21 protein-coding genes are annotated in these 22,562 nt (G+C 67.4%); 9 read left to right on the forward strand and 12 right to left on the reverse strand.

The window, feature by feature from the left end:
* Positions 1 to 38: 38 nt before the first annotated feature.
* Together ACREYQ_RS12950 and ACREYQ_RS12955 are read left to right on the forward strand one after the other, a co-directional pair.
* Entirely contained in the window at positions 39 to 863 is an 825-nt protein-coding gene (locus tag ACREYQ_RS12950) for a sulfite exporter TauE/SafE family protein (RefSeq protein ID WP_432257983.1), read from the forward strand.
* 114 nt (positions 864 to 977) lie between these two features.
* Positions 978 to 1,676 (forward strand): SIMPL domain-containing protein, encoded by a 699-nt coding sequence (locus ACREYQ_RS12955; protein ID WP_432257984.1) that lies wholly within the window; start codon positions 978 to 980, stop codon positions 1,674 to 1,676.
* A gap of 180 nt (positions 1,677 to 1,856) precedes the next feature.
* On the opposite strand, the gene ACREYQ_RS12960 is transcribed toward ACREYQ_RS12955, so the two are convergent.
* The 5 genes from ACREYQ_RS12960 to ACREYQ_RS12980 all read right to left on the reverse strand — a co-directional run bounded on the left by ACREYQ_RS12960 (position 1,857) and on the right by ACREYQ_RS12980 (position 7,744).
* A complete protein-coding gene (locus tag ACREYQ_RS12960; RefSeq protein WP_432257985.1) occupies positions 1,857 to 3,401 on the reverse strand; it encodes a malonate--CoA ligase in 1,545 nt (514 codons plus the stop codon).
* Positions 3,402 to 3,473: 72 nt separating this feature from the next.
* The gene (locus ACREYQ_RS12965) at positions 3,474 to 4,259 is read right to left on the reverse strand and encodes an enoyl-CoA hydratase/isomerase family protein (protein WP_432257986.1); all 786 of its coding nucleotides are present in this window, start codon (positions 4,257 to 4,259) and stop codon (positions 3,474 to 3,476) included.
* A 43-nt stretch (positions 4,260 to 4,302) separates the two neighbouring features.
* Positions 4,303 to 5,316, reverse strand: coding sequence for a Bug family tripartite tricarboxylate transporter substrate binding protein (locus ACREYQ_RS12970; RefSeq protein ID WP_432257987.1), 1,014 nt, complete (start codon positions 5,314 to 5,316; stop codon positions 4,303 to 4,305).
* Positions 5,317 to 5,488: 172 nt separating this feature from the next.
* The gene (locus tag ACREYQ_RS12975) at positions 5,489 to 6,952 is read right to left on the reverse strand and encodes a malonyl-CoA decarboxylase domain-containing protein (protein ID WP_432257988.1); all 1,464 of its coding nucleotides are present in this window, start codon (positions 6,950 to 6,952) and stop codon (positions 5,489 to 5,491) included.
* Between the two features lie 72 nt (positions 6,953 to 7,024).
* Positions 7,025 to 7,744 carry a GntR family transcriptional regulator gene (locus tag ACREYQ_RS12980; RefSeq protein WP_432257989.1) on the reverse strand — a complete coding sequence of 240 codons (720 nt, stop codon included), beginning with the start codon at positions 7,742 to 7,744 and terminating at the stop codon, positions 7,025 to 7,027.
* A gap of 155 nt (positions 7,745 to 7,899) precedes the next feature.
* On the opposite strand from ACREYQ_RS12980, the gene ACREYQ_RS12985 reads away from it, so the two are divergent.
* The 3 genes from ACREYQ_RS12985 (at position 7,900) to ACREYQ_RS12995 (ending at position 10,698) form a co-directional block, all read left to right on the forward strand.
* A complete protein-coding gene (locus ACREYQ_RS12985; protein WP_432257990.1) occupies positions 7,900 to 8,142 on the forward strand; it encodes a hypothetical protein in 243 nt (80 codons plus the stop codon).
* A 410-nt stretch (positions 8,143 to 8,552) separates the two neighbouring features.
* Positions 8,553 to 9,650: a YjgN family protein gene (locus tag ACREYQ_RS12990; protein WP_432257991.1), complete on the forward strand. Its 1,098-nt coding sequence runs from the start codon at positions 8,553 to 8,555 to the stop codon at positions 9,648 to 9,650.
* Between the two features lie 28 nt (positions 9,651 to 9,678).
* Positions 9,679 to 10,698, forward strand: a complete 1,020-nt coding sequence (locus tag ACREYQ_RS12995) for a M48 family metallopeptidase (RefSeq protein WP_432257992.1) — start codon at positions 9,679 to 9,681, stop codon at positions 10,696 to 10,698.
* Between the two features lie 18 nt (positions 10,699 to 10,716).
* On the opposite strand, the gene lgt is transcribed toward ACREYQ_RS12995, so the two are convergent.
* Together lgt and ACREYQ_RS13005 are read right to left on the reverse strand one after the other, a co-directional pair.
* On the reverse strand, positions 10,717 to 11,535 hold the full coding sequence (gene lgt, locus ACREYQ_RS13000; RefSeq protein WP_432260417.1) for a prolipoprotein diacylglyceryl transferase: 819 nt from the start codon (positions 11,533 to 11,535) through the stop codon (positions 10,717 to 10,719).
* Positions 11,536 to 11,605: 70 nt separating this feature from the next.
* Positions 11,606 to 12,535, reverse strand: a complete 930-nt coding sequence (locus ACREYQ_RS13005) for a LysR family transcriptional regulator (protein WP_432257993.1) — start codon at positions 12,533 to 12,535, stop codon at positions 11,606 to 11,608.
* 160 nt (positions 12,536 to 12,695) lie between these two features.
* Here ACREYQ_RS13005 and ilvD point away from each other — a divergent pair, with 160 nt between their 5' ends.
* Positions 12,696 to 14,369, forward strand: a complete 1,674-nt coding sequence (gene ilvD, locus ACREYQ_RS13010; RefSeq protein ID WP_432257994.1) for a dihydroxy-acid dehydratase — start codon at positions 12,696 to 12,698, stop codon at positions 14,367 to 14,369.
* 208 nt (positions 14,370 to 14,577) lie between these two features.
* On the opposite strand, the gene ACREYQ_RS13015 is transcribed toward ilvD, so the two are convergent.
* The 4 genes from ACREYQ_RS13015 to ACREYQ_RS13030 form a co-directional block, all read right to left on the reverse strand.
* Positions 14,578 to 15,894, reverse strand: coding sequence for an IS110 family transposase (locus tag ACREYQ_RS13015; RefSeq protein ID WP_432257995.1), 1,317 nt, complete (start codon positions 15,892 to 15,894; stop codon positions 14,578 to 14,580).
* A 286-nt stretch (positions 15,895 to 16,180) separates the two neighbouring features.
* On the reverse strand, positions 16,181 to 16,633 hold the full coding sequence (locus ACREYQ_RS13020) for a hypothetical protein (RefSeq protein WP_432257996.1): 453 nt from the start codon (positions 16,631 to 16,633) through the stop codon (positions 16,181 to 16,183).
* Positions 16,630 to 17,064: a DNA polymerase III subunit chi gene (locus tag ACREYQ_RS13025; RefSeq protein ID WP_432257997.1), complete on the reverse strand. Its 435-nt coding sequence runs from the start codon at positions 17,062 to 17,064 to the stop codon at positions 16,630 to 16,632. The genes ACREYQ_RS13020 and ACREYQ_RS13025 overlap by 4 nt, the downstream gene beginning before the upstream one ends.
* A gap of 34 nt (positions 17,065 to 17,098) precedes the next feature.
* On the reverse strand, positions 17,099 to 18,649 hold the full coding sequence (locus ACREYQ_RS13030; RefSeq protein ID WP_432257998.1) for a leucyl aminopeptidase: 1,551 nt from the start codon (positions 18,647 to 18,649) through the stop codon (positions 17,099 to 17,101).
* A gap of 187 nt (positions 18,650 to 18,836) precedes the next feature.
* On the opposite strand from ACREYQ_RS13030, the gene lptF reads away from it, so the two are divergent.
* Genes lptF through ACREYQ_RS13045 form a run of 3 tightly spaced genes read left to right on the forward strand, consistent with a single transcriptional unit; the run spans position 18,837 to position 21,566 of the window.
* Positions 18,837 to 19,973, forward strand: coding sequence for an LPS export ABC transporter permease LptF (gene lptF / locus ACREYQ_RS13035; protein WP_432257999.1), 1,137 nt, complete (start codon positions 18,837 to 18,839; stop codon positions 19,971 to 19,973).
* Complete coding sequence (gene lptG / locus ACREYQ_RS13040; protein ID WP_432258000.1) at positions 19,970 to 21,154, forward strand: LPS export ABC transporter permease LptG; 1,185 nt, start codon at positions 19,970 to 19,972, stop codon at positions 21,152 to 21,154. Before lptF ends, lptG begins: the two co-directional genes overlap by 4 nt.
* Before the next feature lie 13 nt (positions 21,155 to 21,167).
* The gene (locus ACREYQ_RS13045; protein ID WP_432258001.1) at positions 21,168 to 21,566 is read left to right on the forward strand and encodes a sirohydrochlorin chelatase; all 399 of its coding nucleotides are present in this window, start codon (positions 21,168 to 21,170) and stop codon (positions 21,564 to 21,566) included.
* Positions 21,567 to 21,737: 171 nt separating this feature from the next.
* Here the strand turns inward: ACREYQ_RS13045 and cobA are convergent, their stop codons facing one another.
* Positions 21,738 to 22,532: a uroporphyrinogen-III C-methyltransferase gene (cobA, locus tag ACREYQ_RS13050; RefSeq protein WP_432258002.1), complete on the reverse strand. Its 795-nt coding sequence runs from the start codon at positions 22,530 to 22,532 to the stop codon at positions 21,738 to 21,740.
* Positions 22,533 to 22,562: the final 30 nt, after the last annotated feature.

Raw genomic sequence — 22,562 nt, forward strand, 5'->3', positions numbered from 1 at the left:
CCGGGCCTGACAACAATAACAACGACCTTCAAGACACAATGCAGTTCGACAACCTGCCGGTGCTGATTCCCGCGCTGCTTGCCCTGGGCGCTTTCACCGGCTTCTGCGCCGGCCTGCTGGGCGTGGGCGGTGGCATGATGATGGTGCCGTTCCTGACGCTGCTGTTCACCAGCCTGGGCTTTGCCGACGAAGCCATCGTGCATATGGCGATTGCCACCTCGATGGGCACCATCCTGTTCACCTCGCTGTCGTCGGTGCGCGCGCACCACAAGCGCGGCGCGGTGCGCTGGCCGATCGTGCTGGCGCTGGCGCCCGGCATCCTGATCGGCGGCATGATCGGCGGCGGCAAGGTCTTCGCGGTGCTCAAGACCAGCTGGCTGTCGCTGGCCTTTGCCGGCTTCGTGGGTTTCTCGGCGCTGCAGATGCTGCGCAACCGGCGCCCCAAGCCCGGCCGGCAACTGCCGGACTTCGCCGGCATGGCGGGCGCGGGCGGCGTGATCGGTTTCCTGTCGAGCCTGGTGGGCGCGGGTGGCGCCTTCGTCTCGGTGCCGTTCATGACCTGGTGCAATGTGCCGATCCACAACGCGGTGGCCACCTCGGCCGCGCTTGGCTTCCCGATCGCCGCCGCGAGCGTGGCGGGCTATATCTGGAGCGGCTGGCAGGCGCCGGGACTGCCGGCCGGTTCGCTCGGCTATCTCTACCTGCCCGCGCTGCTGGTGATTGCGGCGGCCAGCGTGCTGACCGCGCCGCTGGGCGCGCGCACCGCGCACCGGATGGATGTGGGCCAACTGCGCAAAATCTTTGCCGTGCTGTTGCTGTGCCTGGCAACCTATATGTTGTGGAAGGCCTGGCAGGCTTTCTGACCCGAACGGGGGAGGTACGCTCGCGCCGGCTTCGTAACAATGGTTTGCAATGTCGCGGAACGATTGCCCCTTCGCTTACGTCTGATACCCATCACGTTTGAACGGGAGAACAACATGAAACAATGGCTCGCCGCCACGCTGCTTGGCACCACCGCCGTCGTCGCTTCGGCGCATGGCGGCCCTACTGAAACGCCGTCGGGCGTGCTGTCGCTGAGCGCGCAGGCCGTCACCGAAGTGCCGACCGATATCGTGCACCTGACGCTTGCCGCGGAACAGGAAGGCGCCGAACCGGCCGCGATTTCTTCGGGTCTGTCGACCCGGACCCAGGCCGTCATCACGCAGGCGCGCCGCGTCCAGGGCGTGACCGCCGAGTCTGGCGGCTTCACCATCCACCCCAACACCGACCGCAACGGCCGCATCAGCACCTGGCGCGGGCGTTCCGAGGTCATCCTGAAGTCGCGTGATTTCTCGGCGGTGTCCAGGCTCGCGGGCGAACTGGCCAGCCAGATGCAGGTGCAGAACATCGCCTTCTCGCTGTCGCGCGAAGCACGCGAGGCGGCCGAGGCCAAGCTGGCCGAGCAGGCCGTCGATTCGTTCCGCAGCAAGGCGCAGTCGACCACCAGGTTGTTCGGCTATAACAGCTACACCATCCGCGAAGTCAGCCTGAATGAAACCGGCGTGGTGCCGCCGATGCCGCGCATGTACGGTGCCGCCAAGGCCATGATGTCCGACGCGGCGGTACCGGTGCCGGTCGAGGGCGGCAAGACCCAGGTCACTGTGTCGGTGAACGGGTCCGTGCAGATGCTGAAGTAAGGAACAAAGGCACGCGACCGCCCGTTTGTCTGCTCCCTCTCCCGCTTGCGGGAGAGGGTTGGGGTGAGGGCCGGAGCATCAACGAAGTACTGCCGGTGGTATGCCAGCGCCTGCCCTCACCCCCTGCCCCTCTCCCGCAAGCGGGAGAGGGGAGCAAACCAGCAGCGCTTCCAAGCGCCCTCAGAGCACCGCGAACTGTTCGCGCAGCACGTTCTTCTGCACCTTGCCCATGGTATTGCGCGGCAGCTCGTCCACCACGTGCACGCGCTTGGGCACCTTGAAGTTGGCGATGCGGCCCTTGAGCGTGCCGATCAGCGCCGCCTCATCGATCTGCGCGCCCGCCTTGCGCACCACCACCGCCACCACTGCCTCGCCGAAGTCCGCGTGCGGCACGCCGATCACCGCGCTCTCGGCCACGCCCGGCATCTCGTCGATAAAGCTCTCGATCTCCTTCGGGTAGACGTTGTAGCCGCCCGAGATAATCAGGTCCTTGCTGCGCCCGACAATAGTCAGGTAGTGGTCCGGGACCACGCGCTCGCCCCCCTGGCTGGCGATGGCGCCGCCGAAGCGGCCGACGTCGCCGGTCTTGAACCAGCCGTCCCCGGTGAACTCTTCCTTCGTTTTCTCCGGCATGCGCCAGTAGCCCTTGAACACGTTCGGGCCCTGCACCTCGACATTCCCGATCTCGCCCGGCTGGCCCTCGCCATCGACCACGCGCACCGACACGCCCGGCAGCGGCATGCCCACGGTGCCGCCGATGCGCTCGCCCAGCGCGGGATCGTAGGGGTTCGACACCAGCATCACAGTCTCGCTCATGCCGTAGCGCTCCAGGATGGTATGGCCGGTGCGCTCGCGGAAAGCATCGAAGGTTTCCAGCAGCAGCGGCGCCGATCCCGACACGAACAGCCGCATGCGGCGGCAGGTGTCGTCATCGAAGCGCGGCTCCTGCAGCATGCGCACGTAGTAGGTCGGCACGCCCATCATCACGGTGCAGCGCGGCAGGAATTTCAGCACCTGCGCCATGTCCAGCCTGGGCGCCCAGATCATCTTGGCGCCGGCCAGCAGTGCGCCGTGCGATGCGACAAAGAGGCCGTGCACGTGGAAGATCGGCAGCATGTGCAGCAGTACGTCGTCGCTGCGCCAGCCCCAGAATTCATGCAGCGTCTGGGCGTTGGCAGCCAGGTTGCGGTGTGTCAGCATCGCGCCCTTGCTGCGGCCGGTAGTGCCGGAGGTGTAGAGGATGGCGGCAAGGTCGTCGTCCTGGCGCGCGACCGTCTCGAAGGCATCTGGCTTGCCCGCCGCGCGCGTCAGCAGCGAGCCGCTGCGGTCGTCGTCCAGCGTAAAGACATGGTTCACGCCGTGGCGGAACGCCACCTTGGAGACCCAGCCGAAATTCTTGCTGCTGCAGACCACCACCGAGGGCTCGGCATTGCCGACGAAGTAGTCGATCTCGGCTTCCTGGTAGGCGGTGTTCAGCGGCAGGTAGACGTAGCCCGCGCGCAGCGTGGCCAGGTACAGGAACAGCGCTTCGGGAGACTTCTCCACCTGCACGGCCACGCGCGCGCCTTCAGGCAGTTGCAGCGAGGCCAGCAGGTTGGCCAGCCTGGCGGTGGCGCGGTCAAGATCATCCCAGCTGTAGTACAGCCCGTCATGGGTCTCGATGCAGCAGGCGGTGCCGTCGACGGGGAAGCGGGATTCGAACAGGGCGAACAGGTTGGCGTTCATGGCGGGGATCGAACGAAAAGCTAAGAAAAACGAAGCAGACAAGGATGTGGGAAGCAGTGCTGGCGGCGTGCCCTACTCCCCGCGAAACTGCGGCGGCCGGCGCGCGAGAAAGGCAGCAACCCCTTCCGCGTGGTCAGCGCCTTCGGCATAGGCAAAATGCGCATCCAGTTCAGCCGGCGAAAGCGGTGCCGGCGACGACACCAGCCGGCGGATGGTGGCCTTGTTGATGCGGGCCGCGGCGGGCGCGCCGGCGGCGATGCGGCGCACCGTGGCGTCGACCTCCGCAGCCAGCGTGCCGGGCTCGACCACGCGCGTCAGCAGCCCCTTCTCGCGCGCCTCGGCGGCATCGAAGACGCGGCCTTCGAGCAGGATCTCGAGCGCCGCGGCACGGCCCGCCAGCGCCAGCAGCCCTTGCAGCTCACCGGGCGCCATCGGAAAGCCCAGCCGGTTGATCGGCACGCCGAAGCGGCTGTCCGACGCGGCGATGCGCAGGTCGCAATGGCAGGCGATTTCCAGCCCGCCGCCCACGCAGACGCCCTCGATCATGGCGACGGTCGGGTGCGTGCATTGCGCCACCGCCGCCAGCGCGGGGGCAATGGTGGCCATGTGGTAGCGGCGCACCGCAGCCTCGTCGCCGCGCTCGGCGGGAAACTCGGCAATATCGGCGCCTGCGGCAAAGTTGCCGTCGGCGCCGCGCACCACCACGCAGCGCAGCGAGGTATCGGCCGACAGGCGCGCAAAGCCCGCGGCCAGCTCGCGCCACATCTGCGCGGAAATGGCGTTGAGCTTGCCCGCGTGCGACAGCGTCACGGTGGCGGTGGTGCCCTGCGCGGCAAACAGCACGGTGCCGCCGCTCATGGCTGTGCCCCCTGGCATCGGATCAGCATTGGCATGTGTCCCGTCAGTCGATCGTGGCGCCGGACTGCTGCACCACCTGGGCCCAGCGCCGGATCTCGGCGCGCTGGAACTGCGCGAACTGTTCCTGGGTGAAGGCGGGCGTCTCCGAGCCATTGTTGAGCCAGACCTGCTTGAGATCCGGCGTGTTCAGCGCCTTCTCGGTTTCGGCGTAAAGCCGGTCGACGATCTCCTTGGGCGTGCCCTTGGGCACCCACATCGCATACCAGGTGGACACGTCAAAGTTGGGCACGCCGGCCTCGGCCGCGGTCGGCACATTGGGGAAGGCGGCCGAGCGCTTGGTCGAAGCCACTGCGAGCGCCTTGATGCGGCCGGCACGGATATGCTGCGCCGATGAGCCCAGGCCGTCGAACATCAGGTCGACCTGGCCCGCGATCAGGTCCGACAGCGCCGGGCCCGCGCCCTTGTACGGGATATGGGTGATGAAGGTCTTGGTCTGGAGCTTGAACAGCTCGCCGGCCAGGTGATGCGACGAGCCGTTGCCGGCCGAACCGTAGTTCAGCTTGCCGGGATTGGCCCTGGCGTAGGCAATCAGCTCCTGCAGCGTGTTGGCCTTGACGCGGCTGGGGTTGACCACCACCACCTGCGGCGGCTGCGCGATCACCGTGACCGGGATGAAATCCTTTTCGATGTCGTAGTCCAGCTTCTTGTAGAACGACGGCGCGATGGCGTGGTGGGCGCCGCCGATAAACACCGTGTAGCCGTCCGGCGCGGCCTTGGCCGCGATGCTGGCGCCGACCGTGCCGCCGGCGCCGCCGCGGTTGTCGATCACGAACTGCTTGCCGAGCTGCTTGGACAGCTGCGCGGTCAGCGGCCGGGCAAAAGCGTCGGTGCCGCCGCCGGCGGGGAACGGCACGATCACGGTAACGGGCTTGGCAGGCCAGGTATCGGCAAGCGCGGCGGGGGCCGCAAGCATGGCGCCGGCGCTGATGCCGGCCAGGCCCAGGACCATGCCCGCGGCGCGCGCGCATGCGGCCAGGCTGAACTGACGACGATTCATGTTGTGGTCTCCTCTCTCTTCCGGAAAGTCAATCTGATGTGCCGCACGCACCTGCACAGGTGCGCCGCGCGGCTGGCTTTGCTTCTACGACATGGGTCCCGACAAAAGAACGCGGCGCGCGAGGCGCCGCGGGTGCGAGGGCGATCCCCGTGACCGGACTAGCGGACCAGGGTCACAGCAGCTTCCCGACGCTGCGGCTGATGCGCGGGTTGCCGGCGCCCAGGCGTGCCAGATTGTCATCCAGCGCCTCGGGCACGTAAAGGTAATTGACCATCATGCCGCAACTCTGGCTGCGGCCTTTGCGCGACAGGTCGGCGCCCCAGTTGAGCCGCTCCACGCAAGCACCGTTGCCCAGGTGGAAGCGCGCCACCGGGTCGGCCGGCATCGACTGGTTGCGCTCGCGCACCAGGAAATGCGCGGCCAGGGTCATGGCGGTGTCGCGGATCATGGGATCGGCAGCATCCGGCGCCAGTGCCTCCAGCCACCCCGCACCGTCGGCGGGCACGTCGCCGTGGCGCTCACGCCAGCGCGCCACACGCTTGTCGCCCAGCACGCGCGCCACGGCATCGCCGTCCTGCTTGCGCAGCCAGTCGGCAAACCCCGGGATCGGCGACAGCGTGGCGAACTGCTTCACTTTCGGGAATTCGCGCTGCACTTCCTCGATCACGCGCTTGAGCAGGAAATTGCCGAAGCTGACGCCGCGCAGGCCCGCCTGCGTATTGCTGATCGAATAGAAGATTGCCCACTTGACGCGGCGCAGGTCCTCCAGCGGCGCGGCCTCATCCAGCAAGGTATGGACATCGGCCGCCATCTCCGGGGCGAAGGCCACTTCGACAAAGATCAGCGGCTCGCGCGGGATGCGGGGGTGGAAGAAGGCGTAGCAGCGACGGTCGGAATCCAGGCGGTTGCGCAGGTCGGTCCATGAGGCGATCTCATGCACGGCCTCATAGCGGATCAGCTTTTCCAGCAGTGACGCGGGCGAGTCCCAGGTGATCGGCTGCAGCTCCAGCAGGCCCACGTCGAACCAGTTGGAAAACAGCGCCTCGAGGTCCTCGTCGAGCGGGCGCAGGCCGGGCATGCGGCGCTGCCAGCGCAGCATGTCGGCGCGCAGCTGGATCAGGAAATGCAGGCCGCAGGCGCTGCTGCCGCGCTGGCCGTGCAGCGCGGCCAGCCGCTTGAAAAAGCGGATGCGCGCGTTGGACAGTGCCTGGCTCAGGCCCGACGGCCCAGCCTGCGCGCGCGCGCCGCGCGCACCCTTGTCGGTGTCGGCCGAGCCTTCTTCGCTGCCGCTGCCGGCCACCTCGGCCAGCACCGCCAGCATGCCGCGCCGGCTGGCCTCGCCGGCGGCTTCGTATTCGGCCTGCCAGGCCTGCGCCGCGGCGTTGGCCGCGCCGTCGGTCAGGCGCGCGTCGAAGCACAGGCGCAGCTGCTCGCGCTGGCGGCGGACCACGCGCGGCGGCAGCGGCGCCTCGCCATCGGCCGGCGTGGCCACGGCGGACTTGCCATTGGCCCTGGCGTCGCCCTCGCCCTTGCGTCCCCACCAGCGGCCCAGCCGCGACAGGATATTCGAGCCCGACGGCTCGCTCTCGCCCAGCGGCGCACTGATCTTCTGGTCACCCGTGTCGAAGGAATTCATGCGGTACCTGCCTTGGTGCATCGATCGGAACGTGGGAACAACATCGGACTGGCGTGGTATGGCGTCGCGGGGCTATTCATCGCCGCCCGCCACGCGCAACGCCGGCGGCGCGCGCACAGCCTGCGTCGGTGCCGCCATGGCGCCGCCGCCGGCATCCAGCGTCCTGAGCGCGCCGCGCTGGCGCAGCAAGTGGGTCTTCATCATCGCCTCGGCGCCTTCGGGGTCGCGGGCCTTGAGCGCGGCAAACACCGACAGATGCTCGGCGCAGGATTCCTGGATCCGGCCCGGCAGCTTCAGGCTCTTGTGGCGCGACAGCCGCAGCACCTTGCGCAGGTCGCTGATCAGCCCCGTCAGCCAGCGGTTGCCCGCCAGCCGCTGGATCGCTTCATGGATCTGGGCGTTGGTCTCGTAGTAGGCGTCGATATCGCCGGCCTGCGCGTAGCGCGCCAGGTCGGCATGCAGGCCGTCCAGCGCATCCAGGTCGGCGCGGGTGGCGTTGCGGGCGGCCTCATAGGCGCAACGCCCTTCCAGCAGTGCCATCAGCGGGAAGATCTCGTCCAGGTCCTGCTCGGACAGTTCATTGACGAAGCAGCCGCGGCGCGGCTCCAGCCGCACCAGGCCTTCGGCGGCCAGCACCTTGAGCGCCTCGCGCAGCGGCGTGCGCGAGATGCCCAGCGTTTCGGCCATCGCGCTCTCGTCTATCCATGCGCCCGGCACCAGTCGATGCGCGTCGATCATGGCGCGCAGCCGGTCTGCCACTTCCAGGTACAACGCCTGCTGGACGATGCGCATGCTCCCCCCGGGTCTCGTTGGCGTGGCCGGCTCGCTGATCAGGATCCGGCTGCGGGAGCCGATGCGCCCCGTTCGCCATAATTCATAATTATGGATTAGGGCGCGAACGGTACAAGGGATTTCGATGCTGCGCTGCAACCATGCGGAAAACTGGCGTGGCGCTGCTTGTCGTGGAAAGAACCGCGGAGAAGAAAGGAGATACGGCGCGAGGTGCGGCGGGCGTTTCCCTGCCTCCCCGCAAGGAAACGCCCGCGCCTGAAAAGAACTGCCAGTACTGCTGTTTCATCGCAGACGGTCACCGTGAGCGCCCGCCGCGTGGGTCCATGGATTACCTGGCGCTGGCCCTGCACCACCCCTTGAAACGCGCTGAACGCGCGGATTTTCCCGTGCCCGTATAGGTTCGTGAAGCGCGGCAAGTGACCCTTGACCCCACAGGCCTACTCCCCCCTGGCGCTACCGTGGCGACTGTGGCTTGCCGCTCATCTTGTAACAAGATCCATAGCGATTTGCGTGCCAGCGGGACTAAGTCCCTGATTTCATTGATGGCACGCATCGAAAAATTGTTACAGAATGAGACCAGTGTAACAGGATGTTTCTAGCGTGTTACGAGGGTTTTCCCACATTCGCGCTGGGGGAACCTGCCTGGCGGCAATGGCGTATGCAGATTGTGCCGTGTCCGCTATTTATCGGTGCGAGAATGTGAGCGCGTCGCCGCAAATGCCCCGATTAATGTGGTTGCATTTCTGAAACTGCGGCAAGGATTGCTGTCTTTTACCGTCGTTGTCCAAACTCACCTGGAGCTCCCGCCATGCAAGCAGGCAGCAGCGATTTCACCTCGGCCGGCACTCCGGCAGACGACGCGGTCTTCCCCGCCGGACCGCGCCATGCCGCACCGCGGCCACAGGCCCTGACCTTTACCGGATCGGGCTCGGAGTACTTCCGGATCTGGATTGTCAATGTGCTGCTGACCCTGGTCACGTTCGGCATCTATTCGGCCTGGGCCAAGGTCCGCACGCTGCAGTACTTCTATCGCAATACGCGGCTCGACGGCGCCAGCTTCGACTACCACGGCAAGCCGTCGGCGATCCTGAAAGGCCGCGCCATCGTGTTCGCGCTGGTGTTCGCCTTCCAGTTCGCCTCGACCTTCTCGCCCTTCCTTGCGCTGGCGATGCTGGTCGCGCTGCTGGCGCTGTTCCCGCTGCTGCTGGTGCGTTCGCTGCGCTTCCGCATGGCCAACTCCAGCTACCGCGGCCTGCGCTTCGCCTTCACCGGCGGCGATGCCGAGGCGTACAAGGTGTTCGTGCTGTGGCCGCTGGCGGCAGTGGCCACGCTGGGCTTGCTGGGGCCGGTGGCGCACCAGCGCTTCAAGCGCTATCAGCACAACCACACCCGTTTTGGCACCGCACCGTTTGCCTTCGACGCCGGCGCGGGCGATTTCTACGGGATCTACCTGCGCGCCTTCGGCGTGATGGTTGCACTGGTGGCGGTGGCGGCGCTGGCCGGCCTCATGCTGGGTGCAACCGCATCAGGCAAGGCGGGCATGATGCTGTCATTCGGCCTGGGCGTGGGCGGCTTCTACCTGGCGTTGCTGGCGGTCAGCCCTTACGTGACGGCACGCCTGCAGAACGTCGTATGGAGCCACACCACGCTGGCGCCGCATGCGTTCCGCAGCGAGGTCGGCGCGGCCCGCATGGTGTTTATCTTCGTCACCAACCTGATCGCGACCGCGCTGACGCTGGGCCTGTTCCTGCCGTTCGCGCGGGTGCGCTCGGCACGCTACCGGCTGGAATGCGTGAGCATGCTGGCGGCCGGTCCGCTCGACAGCTTCGTGGCCGGCGAGGCCCAGCAAGTGGGGGCGCTGGGCGATGCGGCGGTAGACTGGTACGACATCGACATCGCGCTCTGAGGCACCATGCGCTGACCGCGCCAGCACCATGATCCCAGTCACCTTCTACGATGGCCGCTCGTCGCGCGCGCACCCGGCCACCCTGGCCGTCGAGGCGCAGCAGGCCGTGCTGCGCGACGCGTCCGGCGGCGAGCTGCGGCGCGCGCCGCTGTCGGACCTGCGCGTGTCCGAACGCGTGCGCCGCGCGCCGCGGCTGGTCACCTTTGCCGACGGCGCCTTCTGCGAGATCGCCGACCACGCCGCCTTCGACCACATGCTGGCCGCCACCGGCCACCGCGACAGCCTGGTGGCGCGCGCACAGAACAGCTGGCGCCTGGCCGGCCTGGCCGTGGCGGCGCTGGTCGCGGTACTGGTGCTGGGCTACTACGTGTTGCTGCCTTGGGGCGCGGGCCTGATGGCGCGTGCGGTGCCGCCCGAACTGGAGGCCCATCTCGGCAAGCTGACCCTGGCAAGCCTGGACAACGGCGTGGTCAAGCCGACGCAGTTGCCGGCCGCGGAGCAGCAGCGCATCCGCTCTGGCTTCGCGGCACTGCGGCGCCCGCCCGATGCCGGGCACGACTACCAGATCCTGTTCCGCCAGGGCGGAGAAATCGGCGCCAATGCGCTGGCCTTGCCGGGCGGCACCATCGTGGTCACCGACGAACTGGTCAGCCTGGCCGGCACCGGGCCCGGCATGATGGGCGTGCTGGCCCACGAAGCGGGCCACGTGGCCAGGCGCCACGGACTGCAGCAGGTGATCCAGGGATCGGCGCTGGCCGCGCTGTCGGCCTACCTGTTCGGGGATATCTCGTCGGTGCTGGCCGGCGTGCCGGCCGCCATGCTGACGCTGCGCTATTCACGCGAGCACGAGCGCGAGGCCGACGCCTATGCGATCGAAGTCATGCGGCGCAACGGCCTGCCGCCCGCGGCGCTGGCCGACGTGCTGGCCAGGCTGGAGAACCGGCGCGGTGCGGCGTCTGACGCCGAGCCGCAGCGCGGCCAGGACTTCATGTCGACCCATCCGCAAACGCAGGCGCGCATCGAGGCCCTGCGCCGCGCCGGCGAATAGCGCAGTCGGAGCGGGCGCTCAGGCCGCCGGCTGCGGTGCGCCGGCGCCGGGCTGGCGGCGGTAGGCCCAGATCACCATGGCGATGCCGGCCAGGATCATCGGCAGGCTCAGCCACTGGCCCATCGACAGCTTCAGCGCCAGCAGGCCCAGGAAGTTGTCGGGTTCGCGCGCGAACTCCGCGGCAAAGCGGAAGGCGCCGTAGCCGATCAGGAATACACCCGATACCGCGCCCATCGGCCGCGGCTTGCGCGCGAACAGCCACAGGATGATGAACAGCGCCACGCCTTCGCCCGCAAACTGATAGAGCTGCGACGGATGGCGCGGGATATTGTCGCCCGCCTGGGGGAAGATCATGCCCCACGGCAGGTCGGTGGCGCGGCCCCACAGCTCGCCGTTGATGAAGTTGCCGATGCGCCCGGCGGCCAGCCCGCAGGGAATCATCGGCGCGATGAAGTCGGTCACCTCCATCCAGTGGCGCCGGCGCAGTCTGGCAAACAGCCACATCGCCACGACCACGCCGAGGAAACCGCCATGGAAGGCCATGCCGCCTTCCCATACCTTGAAGATCTCGACCGGGTGGGACAGGTAGTACGACGGCTTGTAGAACAGCACATAGCCCAGCCGCCCGCCCAGGATCACGCCCAGCACGCCGAAGAACAGCATGTCGTCCAGGTCGCGCGTGGTCCAGCCCCTGGCCGCGATATGCGGCTGGCGGATGCGCAGGCGCCCGAACCACAGGAACATGATGAACCCGGCCAGGTACATCAGGCCGTACCAGCGGATGGCAAGCGGGCCCAGGTGGATGGCAACCGGGTCGAACTGGGGATGAATCAGCATGTTGGCGTGAATGGTGGTTGAGAAGGCCGCGGCCCGCGTATTGTCGGTGGCCTCGGTGACATTCGTAAGGTCAGCGACCGGCAAGCCCGGCTGCGCCCGCTTCGTGCGCGAGCGCGGTCGCAATATCGATGAACGAGCGCAGCACCGGCGCCACGCCGGCGGACGCGCCATCGCGCCACACCAGTCCGGTCTCGATCTGCGGACCGGCCTCGCGCAGCGCCAGGTACGACACGCCGGTGCGGCGAAGGTTGCACAGCGACGCCGGCACCAGCGCCACGCCCATGCCGGCCGACACCAGGCTGACGATGGTCTGCATCTGGATGGCTTCCTGCGCGACCGCGGGCACCAGGCCCTCGCGCGCATAGTAGCCCGTAATGATGTCATAAAACGCCGGCGCGCTTCGGCGCGGGAAGATGATCAGCGGCTCGTGGGCGGCCTCGCGCAACGAGATCGTGCCGTCGCCCGCCGGCTGCCAGCCGTCGGGCACCGCGAGCACCAGCGGCTCGCTCACCAGCGGCAGGTAGGACAGGCCGTGCGGCATGGCCGGCAACTGCGGGCGGATCACCAGGCCAGCGTCGATGCTGCCGTCGAGCAGCGCTTCGAGCTGTACGTCGCTGGTGGCCTCGCGCAACTGCAGCTGCACTTCCGGGTGGCGGGCACGGAAACGGCGCAGCAGGTCGGGCAGGATGCCGTAGTCGGCCGTGCTGACAAAGGCCAGCGACAGCGACCCCAGCTCGCCCCGCGCCAGCCGTTGCGCCAGCCCGGGCAGCGCCGCGGCATCGGCCAGCACGCGCCGCACCTCGGGCAGCCACTGCTGGCCGGCCGGCGTCAGCGCCACCGAGCGCCGCGTGCGCGCGAACAGCTGCACGCCGATCTCCTCTTCCAGCGCCTGGATCTGCTGCGACAAGGGCGGCTGCGTCATCGACAGGCGCTGCGCCGCGCGGCCGAAATGCAACTCTTCCGCCACCGTGACGAAGTAACGCAACTGGCGCAGGTCCAATATGGCTCCTGATATGTTTTTCGACTCAATAAAGGTCAAATAATATATTTGACACTCCAAAACGCAAGCGTCATTCTTTGGCGCACAACATCGCCGCCGCGCGTTCGGCTTTCGGGCGCGGCGCGCAGCGGCACTGAAGATCCCCCCGGAGACTCCCACCATGGCATTCAACAAGCGTTCGCAGAACATCACGCAAGGCGTGGCACGTTCCCCCAACCGTTCGATGTACTACGCACTCGGCTATAAGAAGGAAGACTTCGACAAGCCGATGGTGGGCATCGCCAACGGCCACTCGACCATCACCCCCTGCAACGCCGGGCTGCAGCGCCTGGCCGATGCCGCCATCGATGCCATCAAGGCATCGGGCGCCAACCCGCAGGTGTTCGGCACGCCGACCATCTCGGACGGCATGTCGATGGGGACCGAGGGCATGAAGTACTCGCTGATCTCGCGCGAAGTCATTGCCGACTGCATCGAGACCGCGGCGCAGGGCCAGTGGATGGATGGCGTGGTCGTGATCGGCGGCTGCGACAAGAACATGCCGGGCGGCATGATCGCGCTGGCGCGCATCAACGTGCCGGGCATCTACGTCTACGGCGGCACCATCAGGCCGGGCAACTGGAAGGGCAAGGACCTGACCATCGTGTCGTCGTTCGAGGCCGTGGGCGAGTTCACCGCCGGGCGCATGAGCGAGGAAGACTTCGAGGGCGTGGAACAGAACGCCTGCCCGTCCACCGGCTCGTGCGGCGGCATGTACACCGCCAACACCATGAGTTCGTCGTTCGAGGCGCTGGGCATGTCGCTGCTGTATTCGTCGACCATGGCCAACCCCGACCAGGAAAAGGTCGACAGCGCCGCCGCATCGGCCCGCGTGCTGGTGGAAGCCGTCAAGCAGGACATCAAGCCGCGCGACATCATCACGCGCAAGTCGATCGAGAACGCGGTGGCGCTGATCATGGCCACGGGCGGCTCGACCAACGCCGTGCTGCACTACCTGGCCATCGCCCACGCCGCCGAGGTCGAATGGACCATCGACGACTTCGAGCGCATCCGCCGCAAGGTGCCGGTGATCTGCAACCTGAAGCCATCGGGCCAGTACGTGGCGACCGACCTGCACCGCGCCGGCGGCATCCCGCAGGTCATGAAGATCCTGCTCAAGGCCGGCCTCTTGCACGGCGACTGCCTGACCATCACCGGCCGCACGCTGGCTGAAGAACTGGAGAACGTGCCCGACACCCCGCGCGCCGACCAGGACGTGATCCTGCCCATCGACAAGGCACTCTATGCCGAAGGCCACCTGGCGATCCTGAAGGGCAACCTGGCCGAAGAAGGCGCGGTCGCCAAGATCAGCGGCCTGAAGAACCCGGTCATCACCGGCCCGGCCCGCGTGTTCGAGGACGAGCAGAGCGCGATGGACGCCATCCTGGCCGACAAGATCAACGCCGGCGACATCCTGGTGCTGCGCTACTTGGGCCCCAAGGGCGGCCCCGGCATGCCGGAAATGCTGGCCCCGACCTCGGCCATCATCGGCAAGGGCCTGGGCGAGTCGGTCGGCTTCATCACCGACGGCCGCTTCTCGGGCGGCACCTGGGGCATGGTGGTCGGCCACGTGGCGCCGGAAGCGTACGTGGGCGGCACCATCGCGCTGGTGCAGGAAGGCGACTCGATCACCATCGACGCGCACAAGCTGCTGCTGCAGCTGAACGTGCCGGAGGATGAGCTGGCCCGGCGCCGCGCCGGCTGGAAGCAGCCCGCCCCGCGCTACACCCGCGGCGTGCTGGCGAAGTTCTCTAAGCTGGCGTCGACGGCCAGCAAGGGCGCGGTGACTGACTGATTGCGGTGCGCCAGATGTCAGAAAGCCTGCGAGCGATCGCAGGCTTTTCAATTTGCAGAGCGCATGCAGTACCGCCGCCCCTGGCAGACGCACCCCTCTCCCGCGAAGTGGGAGAGGGGTGGGGGTGAGGGCCGGAGCGTCGACGAAGTATTGCGCGTCGGTATGCCAGTGCCTGCCCTCACCCCCTGCCCCTACCTAGGAACCTTCGCTAACCCATTGTTTTTACTGGCACGAGAGCCAGACCATGTTTCAGCGCGAGCTTGCGCAGTACGCACTGTTCGGACTGCGCGGCGCGGGCCTGGTAATGCCGCAGGCCTTTTTCGACGTAGTCTGCGCCCTTGACCATGGTCTGCCAGAACAAGGCAGCGAGCTTGCGGGCGAGCGCCTTGTTGGCGATGAGTCCGCCCCGGCGGGCCTTGAGGCGGCGATAGAAGCCGCCCAGGGCCTTGTCTACGCTGTTGGCCAGGCTGCGTGCCATGTGGCAGAACAGTTCACCGGTGCGGTTGCGGTGGCGGGACTGGTGGCCATGGCGCTTGCCACTCTGATGGGCGCCGGGGGCGAGCCCGGTCCACGCCGTGAAGTGTTTTTCGCTGGGCCAACGGCTCAAGTCGGTGCCGACCTCGCCGATGACCAGCAGCAGCGAGTAGTCGGCCAGCCCCGGCAGTTGGGTGGGATCATTGCCGCCGCACAGTTGCAGCAGCATGCGGTGCAGGCCGTCGATCTTGGGCGTATGCGTGCCACCCGGCTTGGCCGGCGAGGCCGCCGGATCGTCGTCACGGTGCGGGCCGCTGAGCTCGTGCAGCACCTGTTCAATCGCGCGATCGCATTCGGCGATCTGGTGTTGGTAGAACTGCCACCCCTCAAAGGCTTGGCGTAGGGCAAACAGATGTTCGTCCTTCCACATGCCGCGCAACGATTCCTTGACCCGATCGGCCTTGTGCTTGCGGATTTGCACGTCGCATAGCGTCAGCAGGCAGGCGGGATCGCGCTGACCGGCCAGGATGGCCTCGATGACCTTGAGCCCACTGACACCGGTGAGGTCGCTGATGACCGCATGGAACTTGATGTTCATGCGCTCGAGCGCCTTTTGCATGTGTTGCACGTGGCTAGCGGCCATCGTGATGTGATCCTGGCGCAGGCGCAAATAGTCCTGCAGCCGGCGGATGGCGGCCGGGGGCACGAAGCCGGAGTGCAGCAGACCGTGCGCATGCAGCGTGGCCAGCCACTGACAGTCGGCCATGTCGGTCTTGCGTCCGGGCAGATTGCGTACCTGCCGGCCATTGACCACCAGAACCGTGATGCCGGCGGCCTCGAGCGCGCCGTACAGGTATAGCCAGTACACCCCGGTCGCCTCCATGGCCACCGAGCGCACGCCTTCATCACGCAGCCAGTTGATCAGCATCGACACGTCTTGGGTCATGGTGCCAAAGACCCGTGGCGTGTCACCCGCGATGGACACGTGCAACTTCTGGCTGCCCACGTCGATGCCGGTGGCGCGTTCATCCAATATCGGTAGCGTTTTCATCTGCGGCCTCCTCTTGCTCGGAAGGCTCGGCGCCAACGTGCCCGGTAGACACAAAAATGGAAACAAACCTACCTAGCGGGAAGCTAACAACGCTCACCAAACAAGCCGAATGTCATCTGCCGGAGCCAGTCTCTCCCACGGGCGACAGAATGTGCACCAGAGGGGACGCGGCCACACTGCGCGTCATGCCGAGTATCAACCACTGTAGTACTGGTTCCTGGTACGGCAAGTCGGCATGGGCCGCATGCGGCGGTCTCTCCCGCAAGCGGGAGAGGGGAGCAAGCCATCAGTCCGCCCCCGGCGTCTTCTCGATCTCCTCCAGCGTCGCATCCAGCCACTCGACCAGCCGCGCTTCCAGCGACTGCGTCAGCTCGCTGGCGAGTTGCGCCGTCAGCGGCGCCAGCCGCGACTGCAGCGTGGCTTCGGTGTGGGCGGCCACGACCTGCGGCCATTCGGTGCGAAAGCGCATCATCACGCGGCTGAGCAGCTCGGTGCGGACGGCGCGCAGGTCGTCTTCGCCCGGATCGCGGGCGTCGGCGTCCGCGGCGGGCGGCACCGGCGGCTCGCCGGTATCGCCCACCTGCATCACCAGCCCGGAATCGTCCATGCCGAAGGTATCGATCACGCCGTCTTGTGGCGCGGCCTCTGCATCCGGCAGTTCAACAACCTCGGTCAGCAGCGGAATGCTGTCGTTCGGGCCTGGCCGCGGGATCACCCGCGAGGTGGTGCGTTCGCTCATGCGGCGTCTCCCTTGGGCTGGCCGATGTCGTGGTGCGTCAGCGGATAGCCGCGTTCGCGGTAGAAGCGGTAACGCCGGCGGCCGGACTCGCGCGCGGCGTCGCCCGCACCCACCACCTCGATCAGCCGTTCAAAGCTGGCAAACTGCTCCGGGGCCTCGTCCGCCAGGTTGATCAGCAGCTGGTGGTGCGGCACGCCTTCGGTGGTGGCGGCCAGCAGGATCGGGGTGACCGCCGCATTGGGGCTTTCCAGCCCGCAATGCGGCAGGAAATCCAGCGCGGAGAACGTCCACAGGCGCGCGTCCAGGTCCGCCAGCTGCGCCGGCGCGCCATGGATCACCACCTTTTGCCCGGCGCCGTAGGCCTTGCGGACCAGCCGGCAGACATAGCCGGGCACATCCGGCACGTTGCTGTGGAAGTCGATGCGCGTCATGGACGGTCGATGCTCCTTGCCTTGACCGCCGCCGTCAGGCCGCGCGGTCCATCAGGAACTGCGCCAGCATCGGCACCGGGCGGCCGGTGGCGCCCTTGGCCGCGCCGCTCTTCCAGGCGGTGCCGGCGATGTCCAGGTGGGCCCAGTCGTACTTCTCGGTGAAGCGCGCCAGGAAGCAGGCCGCGGTGACGCTGCCGGCCGGGCGGCCGCCGATATTGCCCATGTCGGCAAAGTTGGACTTGAGCTGGTCCTGGTATTCGTCGTCCAGCGGCATGCGCCAGGCGGTGTCCATGGCGCGGCGGCCGGCCTGCAGCAGGCCGTCGGCCAGCGCGTCGGAACGGGCATACAGGCCGCTGTTGACGTGGCCGAGCGCGATGATGCAGGCGCCGGTCAGGGTGGCCACGTCGATCACCGCGGCCGGCTTGAAGCGCTCCACGTAGGTCAGCGCGTCGCACAGGATCAGGCGGCCTTCGGCGTCGGTGTTCAGGATCTCGATGGTCTGGCCCGACATGCTGGTGACCACGTCGCCCGGCTTGGTGGCGATGCCGCTGGGCATGTTCTCGCAGGTCGGGACCACGGCGACGACATTGAGCTTCAGCCCCATCTCGGCCACGGCCTGGATCGTGCCCAGCACCGAAGCGGCGCCGCACATGTCGTACTTCATCTCGTCCATGCCCTCGCCCGGCTTGAGCGAGATGCCGCCGGTGTCGAAGGTGATGCCCTTGCCCACCAGCACCACCGGCGCCTGTCTGGCCCCGGCGCCGTCGTAGCGCAGCACGATGAACTGCGGCGGCTCCTCGCTGCCCTTGGTCACGGCCAGGAAGGCGCCCATGTTCAGGGCCTCGATCTGCTTGCGGCCCAGGATCTCGGCCTTGAGCTTATGGCGCTTGGCAATGCCGCGGGCGGTATTGGCCAGGTAGGTCGGCGTGCAGATGTTGGACGGCAGGTTGCCCAGGTCGCGCGTCAGCTCCATGCCGTTGGCGATGGCGGTGCCGCGCACCGCGGCCTGGGTGGCGGCGCGGGCGTCGCCGCTGTCGACCGCGATCACGACCTTGCGCAGCGACGGCTTGTCGCTGCCGTTGGGCTTGCCGTTGGCGGCATTCTGCGCGTTGTTGCGCTTCAGGCCCGGATGGCGTTCCAGCAGGCGGTAGCCGGCGTCGCGCACCAGGGTGATGGTGGTGATGATGGCCCAGGCTACGTCGCGCTGCTGCGGCGCCTGTTGCGCCAGGCACCACAGGGCCGTGGCCGCGCGCGTGGACGACAAGGCACGCACGGCGGTCCGGACCGCGTCGGCAAAGGCCTTGTCGCTGAAATCGGCTTCCTTGCCCAGGCCCACCAGCAGCACGCGCGCGGCGCCCACGCCGGCCACCTCGTGCAGCATCAGCTGCGTGCCGCGCTTGCCCTCGAAGTCGCCCTGCTTGACCAGGCGGCCCACCAAGCCCTTGGTGGCCACATCCAGGGCCTTGGCCACGCCGGCCAGGTTCTGGCCTTCGAACAGTCCGACCACGAGGCAGTCGGTCTTGGTCGCCAGGAAACCATTTTGGCCGGCTTTGCTCCAATCCAGGGCTTTTGTGCTAAATTCCATCGCGCTTCCTTCCAGGGGCTCGTTAGACACGAAAGCCTCCATTATCCGCGATTTTTACCCCGCGACCTGCCGCCGCTGATACGCCCCGGCCACGCTGCCGGCACGCTGTGCCGCCAGCCTGCCGTTCTGCCAGGCACCTCGCGCGGCACGTCGCCCGCTCCGGCCGGCAGCCCGGAACCGAACCCGCATGATCCTTCAACAAGCCCTGCGACGCGAGCTCGCCTACACCGCCGGGGCGGTGTTCCTGGTGATGCTGACCTTCATGCTCACGTCGCTCGTGATCCGCATCCTGGGGATGGCAGCCAATGGCAAGGCCAGCCCCAACGACGTGCTGATGCTGATCGGCCTGGCCACCATCGGCTACCTGTCGATCCTGCTCTCGGCCACGCTGTTCATTTCCACCCTGATCGTGCTGACGCGCTGGTACAAGGATTCGGAAATGGTGGTGTGGTTCTCCGCCGGCATCTCGCTGCGCGACCTGGTCAAGCCGGTGCTGCAGTTCGCCGCGCCCTTCATCGTGCTGGCGCTGCTGCTGGGCATGTTCGCCTGGCCCTGGGCCAACCAGCAGAGCACGCTGTTCCGCGACCGCTTCGAGCAGCGCGGGGTGATGTCGATGATCGCCGCCGGCCGCTTCATCGAGCCCGCCAAGGCCAATTACGTGCTGTTCATCGAGGGCATGGACGCCGACATGAAGCATGCGCGCAACGTCTTCGTGGCCAACGCCGAAGCCAACAAGATCGGCGTGGCGCTGGCGCACCAGGGCCAGTTCGAGACCATGCCCAACGGCGACCGCCTGGTGGTGATGGAAAACGGCCGCCGCTATTCGGGCACGCCCGGCCAGGTCGACTACCGCATCGTGGAGTTCGACCGCTATGCGGTCAAGGTGGACAACAAGCCGCCCGAGTCCGAGGCCGACCAGCCGCCCAAGAGCCGCGACACCATCGACCTGATCCGCAATCCCACGCGCGAGAACCTGGGCGAGCTGCTGTGGCGCATCTCGCTGCCGATCCTGGCCTTCAACTTCGTCATGATCGCGATCCCGCTGGCCTATGTGAACCCGCGCCTGGGACGCTACACGCCGCTGGTGTTCGCGGTGCTGATCTACCTGACCTACAGCAACCTGATCAACCTGTCGCAGTCCTGGGTGCGCTCCGGCGCGCTTCCGTTCTGGCTGGCATGGTGGCCGATCCACCTGGTGGTGTTGCTGGGGGCGCTGCTGCTGTTCCGCTACCGCCAGAACCGCAGCCTGGGCGGCTGGCGCGCCGTGTTCGGCCTGCGCCGGCGCAATACCGGCACGCGCGCGGCCACCGGAGGCCGGGCATGAGGATCCTGCGCGTCTATGAACGCTACTTCGGCCGCCTGGTCTATGGCGTGTTCGCCTTCATCCTGTTCGCGGTGCTGTCGCTGTTCGTGTTCTTCGACATGCTCAGCGAGCTGGAGAGCGTCAAGGGCAAGTACACCTCGCTGATCGCGCTGTTCCACGTGCTGCTGCAGGCGCCCACGCGGGTGTACGAGGTGCTGCCGATTGCGGTGCTGATCAGCGCGATCTACGTGTTCTCGCAGCTGGCCAGCCAGTCCGAGTTCACCATCTTCCGCGTGGCCGGCCTGAACACGCGCCAGGCGCTGTTCTCGCTGTTCAAGCTGGCGGTGCCGCTGGCGCTGGTGACCTTTATCTTCGGCGAATTCATCGGCCCGCGCGCCGAGCAGTTCGCGCAGAAGGTCAAGCTCGAGGCGATCGGCGCAACGGTGTCGTCGGACTTCCGTTCCGGGGTCTGGGTCAAGGACCGCGACAAGGATGCCGCCGGCGGTGGCGAGATCACCCGCTTCGTCAACGTGGCGGGGCTGCGGCCGGACCAGACCATCACCGGCATCACCATCTATGAGTTCGACCCGCAATACCGCCTGCGCGTGATCCGCGTGGCGCAGGAGGGGCGCTACCAGGGGGGCCAGTCCTGGGAGCTTCAGAACGTCAGCGAGACCCGCTTTATCGAGCTGGCTCCGGCCCATGGCGCGCAGCCGGCACCCGCCCAACCCGCCGCGCCCGCGCGCGACGGCCTGGCCCCGGACTTCCGCGCCGAGCAGGTCAAGTTCCCGCGCGTGGCCATGCATTCCGAGCTGACGCCGCAGATCCTGTCGGTGCTGCTGGTAACGCCGGAGCGGATGTCGACGCTGGACCTGTTCCGCTATATCCGCCACCTGCGCGACAACAAGCAGGACACGCAGCGCTACGAGATCGCCTTCTGGAAGAAGGTGATCTACCCGCTGACGCTGTTCGTGATGGTGGCGCTGGCCCTGCCCTTCGCCTACCTGCACGCGCGCGCCGGCGCCGTCGGCGTGAAAGTGTTCGGCGGCATCATGCTGGGGCTGTCGTTCCACCTGTCGAACACGCTGTTCTCGCACGTCGGCCTGCTGCATACCTGGCCACCGATCATCTCGGCGCTGGTGCCGGGCACGCTCTACCTGACAGTGGCGCTGCTGGCGCTGCGGTGGGTGGACCGGCACTGAGGCGAGGGTTGCCATGACCGCACCCACCCGGGCCCTGGTGCTGTTCGCGCACGGCGCGCGCGATACGCGCTGGCGCGAGCCGTTCGACCGCCTGCAGCAGAAAGTGGCTGCCGCCCTCCCCGGCTGCGAGGTGCGGCTGGCGTTCCTGGAGCTGATGACGCCGGTGCTGCAGGCATGCCTGTCGGAGCTGGCCGCGGCTGGCGTAGCCGACGTCACCGTCGTGCCCGTGTTTTTTGGCCAGGGTGGCCATTTGCGGCGAGATCTGCCGGTGCTGGTTGAACAGTGCCGACAGCAATATCCGGCGCTGCGGATTCGCTGTGCCGCAGCAGTAGGTGAGTCAGATGGTGTGCTTGACGCGATTGCTGCGTATTGCGTGGAGTCGTTGGGCGCGGCTTCGTCTGACGGAAGCTGACCTTCCAGCACACCGATTGTGTGCTCCCTCTCCCGCGTGCGGGAGAGGGCTGGGGTGAGGGCCGGGCTTGACCACGAAGTGCAAGGCAGTGGTATGCCAGTGCCTGCCCTCACCCCCTGCCTCTCTCCCGCACGCGGGAGAGAGGCGCACAGCAGCAGCATGCCAGCTTTGTCAGGCCGCCCTGACAGTCATCGAGTCTGCCGCCGCCCCTTTACCCGTTTCAGTCGTCCGCGCGGCCAGCGCCGCTCCAATCATCAGCAGGCTGGGCTGCACCGGATCGATCCACGCGGCCGCCTCGCCCGCGGCCATCCGGCCGAGCGTGAATTCACGGCTGCGCTGCCGCGGCGTGCTGGCGGCTTCCACCACCCACGCCGGCGTGGAAGCCGGCTTGCCATGCGCGATCAGCTGCGCGGCAATCGATGCCGCCTGGTCGCGGCCCATGTAATAGACCAGCGTATCGGCCTTGACCGCGGCTTCGATGTCGGCCGAGCCCTCGCCATCCGCGGCCTTCGCCTGCGTGGCAAACGCCACGCTGCGCGACACGCCCCGCTTGGTCAGCGGCTTGCCGATGGCCGAAGCGGCGGCCAGCGCGGCGGTGATGCCCGGCACCACTTCGTATTCGATGCCGGCGGCTTCCAGCGCCTGCAGTTCCTCGTCGGCGCGGCCGAACAGCATCGGGTCGCCGCCCTTCAGGCGCACCACGCGCTGGTACTTGCTGGCCAGGTCGACGATCTGTCGGTTGATGAACAGCTGCGCGGTGGAACGCTGCCCGCAGCGCTTGCCCACCTCGACCAGTTCCGCCTGCGGACACCAGGCCAGCATCTCCGGCGCTACCAGTGCATCGTGCAGCACCACCTGGGCTTCGCCCAAAAGCCGTGCACCACGCACCGTAATGAGGTCTGCCGCACCGGGGCCTGCCCCAATGAGGGTCACCTTGCCGTAAGTCTTCTGCGCCTGCTGGTTCATCTCCGGCCCCTAGCCCGTTTGTTCCTGTCT

Origin of the sequence: Cupriavidus sp. TMH.W2 (genome assembly GCF_050847365.1) — a bacterium.
Lineage (GTDB): Bacteria > Pseudomonadota > Gammaproteobacteria > Burkholderiales > Burkholderiaceae > Cupriavidus.

Excerpts from the sequence above, each read along its gene's own strand:
- ACREYQ_RS12950 (WP_432257983.1), top strand. The coding sequence starts at position 39 with ATGCAGTTCGACAACCTGCCGGTGCTGATTCCCGCGCTGCTTGCCCTG.
- ACREYQ_RS12955 (WP_432257984.1), top strand. The coding sequence starts at position 978 with ATGAAACAATGGCTCGCCGCCACGCTGCTTGGCACCACCGCCGTCGTC.
- ACREYQ_RS12960 (WP_432257985.1), bottom strand. The coding sequence starts at position 3,401 with ATGAACGCCAACCTGTTCGCCCTGTTCGAATCCCGCTTCCCCGTCGAC.
- ACREYQ_RS12965 (WP_432257986.1), bottom strand. The coding sequence starts at position 4,259 with ATGAGCGGCGGCACCGTGCTGTTTGCCGCGCAGGGCACCACCGCCACC.
- ACREYQ_RS12970 (WP_432257987.1), bottom strand. The coding sequence starts at position 5,316 with ATGAATCGTCGTCAGTTCAGCCTGGCCGCATGCGCGCGCGCCGCGGGC.
- ACREYQ_RS12975 (WP_432257988.1), bottom strand. The coding sequence starts at position 6,952 with ATGAATTCCTTCGACACGGGTGACCAGAAGATCAGTGCGCCGCTGGGC.
- ACREYQ_RS12980 (WP_432257989.1), bottom strand. The coding sequence starts at position 7,744 with ATGCGCATCGTCCAGCAGGCGTTGTACCTGGAAGTGGCAGACCGGCTG.
- ACREYQ_RS12990 (WP_432257991.1), top strand. The coding sequence starts at position 8,553 with ATGCAAGCAGGCAGCAGCGATTTCACCTCGGCCGGCACTCCGGCAGAC.
- ACREYQ_RS12995 (WP_432257992.1), top strand. The coding sequence starts at position 9,679 with ATGATCCCAGTCACCTTCTACGATGGCCGCTCGTCGCGCGCGCACCCG.
- lgt (WP_432260417.1), bottom strand. The coding sequence starts at position 11,535 with ATGCTGATTCATCCCCAGTTCGACCCGGTTGCCATCCACCTGGGCCCG.
- ilvD (WP_432257994.1), top strand. The coding sequence starts at position 12,696 with ATGGCATTCAACAAGCGTTCGCAGAACATCACGCAAGGCGTGGCACGT.
- ACREYQ_RS13015 (WP_432257995.1), bottom strand. The coding sequence starts at position 15,894 with ATGAAAACGCTACCGATATTGGATGAACGCGCCACCGGCATCGACGTG.
- ACREYQ_RS13020 (WP_432257996.1), bottom strand. The coding sequence starts at position 16,633 with ATGAGCGAACGCACCACCTCGCGGGTGATCCCGCGGCCAGGCCCGAAC.
- ACREYQ_RS13025 (WP_432257997.1), bottom strand. The coding sequence starts at position 17,064 with ATGACGCGCATCGACTTCCACAGCAACGTGCCGGATGTGCCCGGCTAT.
- ACREYQ_RS13030 (WP_432257998.1), bottom strand. The coding sequence starts at position 18,649 with ATGGAATTTAGCACAAAAGCCCTGGATTGGAGCAAAGCCGGCCAAAAT.
- lptF (WP_432257999.1), top strand. The coding sequence starts at position 18,837 with ATGATCCTTCAACAAGCCCTGCGACGCGAGCTCGCCTACACCGCCGGG.
- lptG (WP_432258000.1), top strand. The coding sequence starts at position 19,970 with ATGAGGATCCTGCGCGTCTATGAACGCTACTTCGGCCGCCTGGTCTAT.
- ACREYQ_RS13045 (WP_432258001.1), top strand. The coding sequence starts at position 21,168 with ATGACCGCACCCACCCGGGCCCTGGTGCTGTTCGCGCACGGCGCGCGC.
- cobA (WP_432258002.1), bottom strand. The coding sequence starts at position 22,532 with ATGAACCAGCAGGCGCAGAAGACTTACGGCAAGGTGACCCTCATTGGG.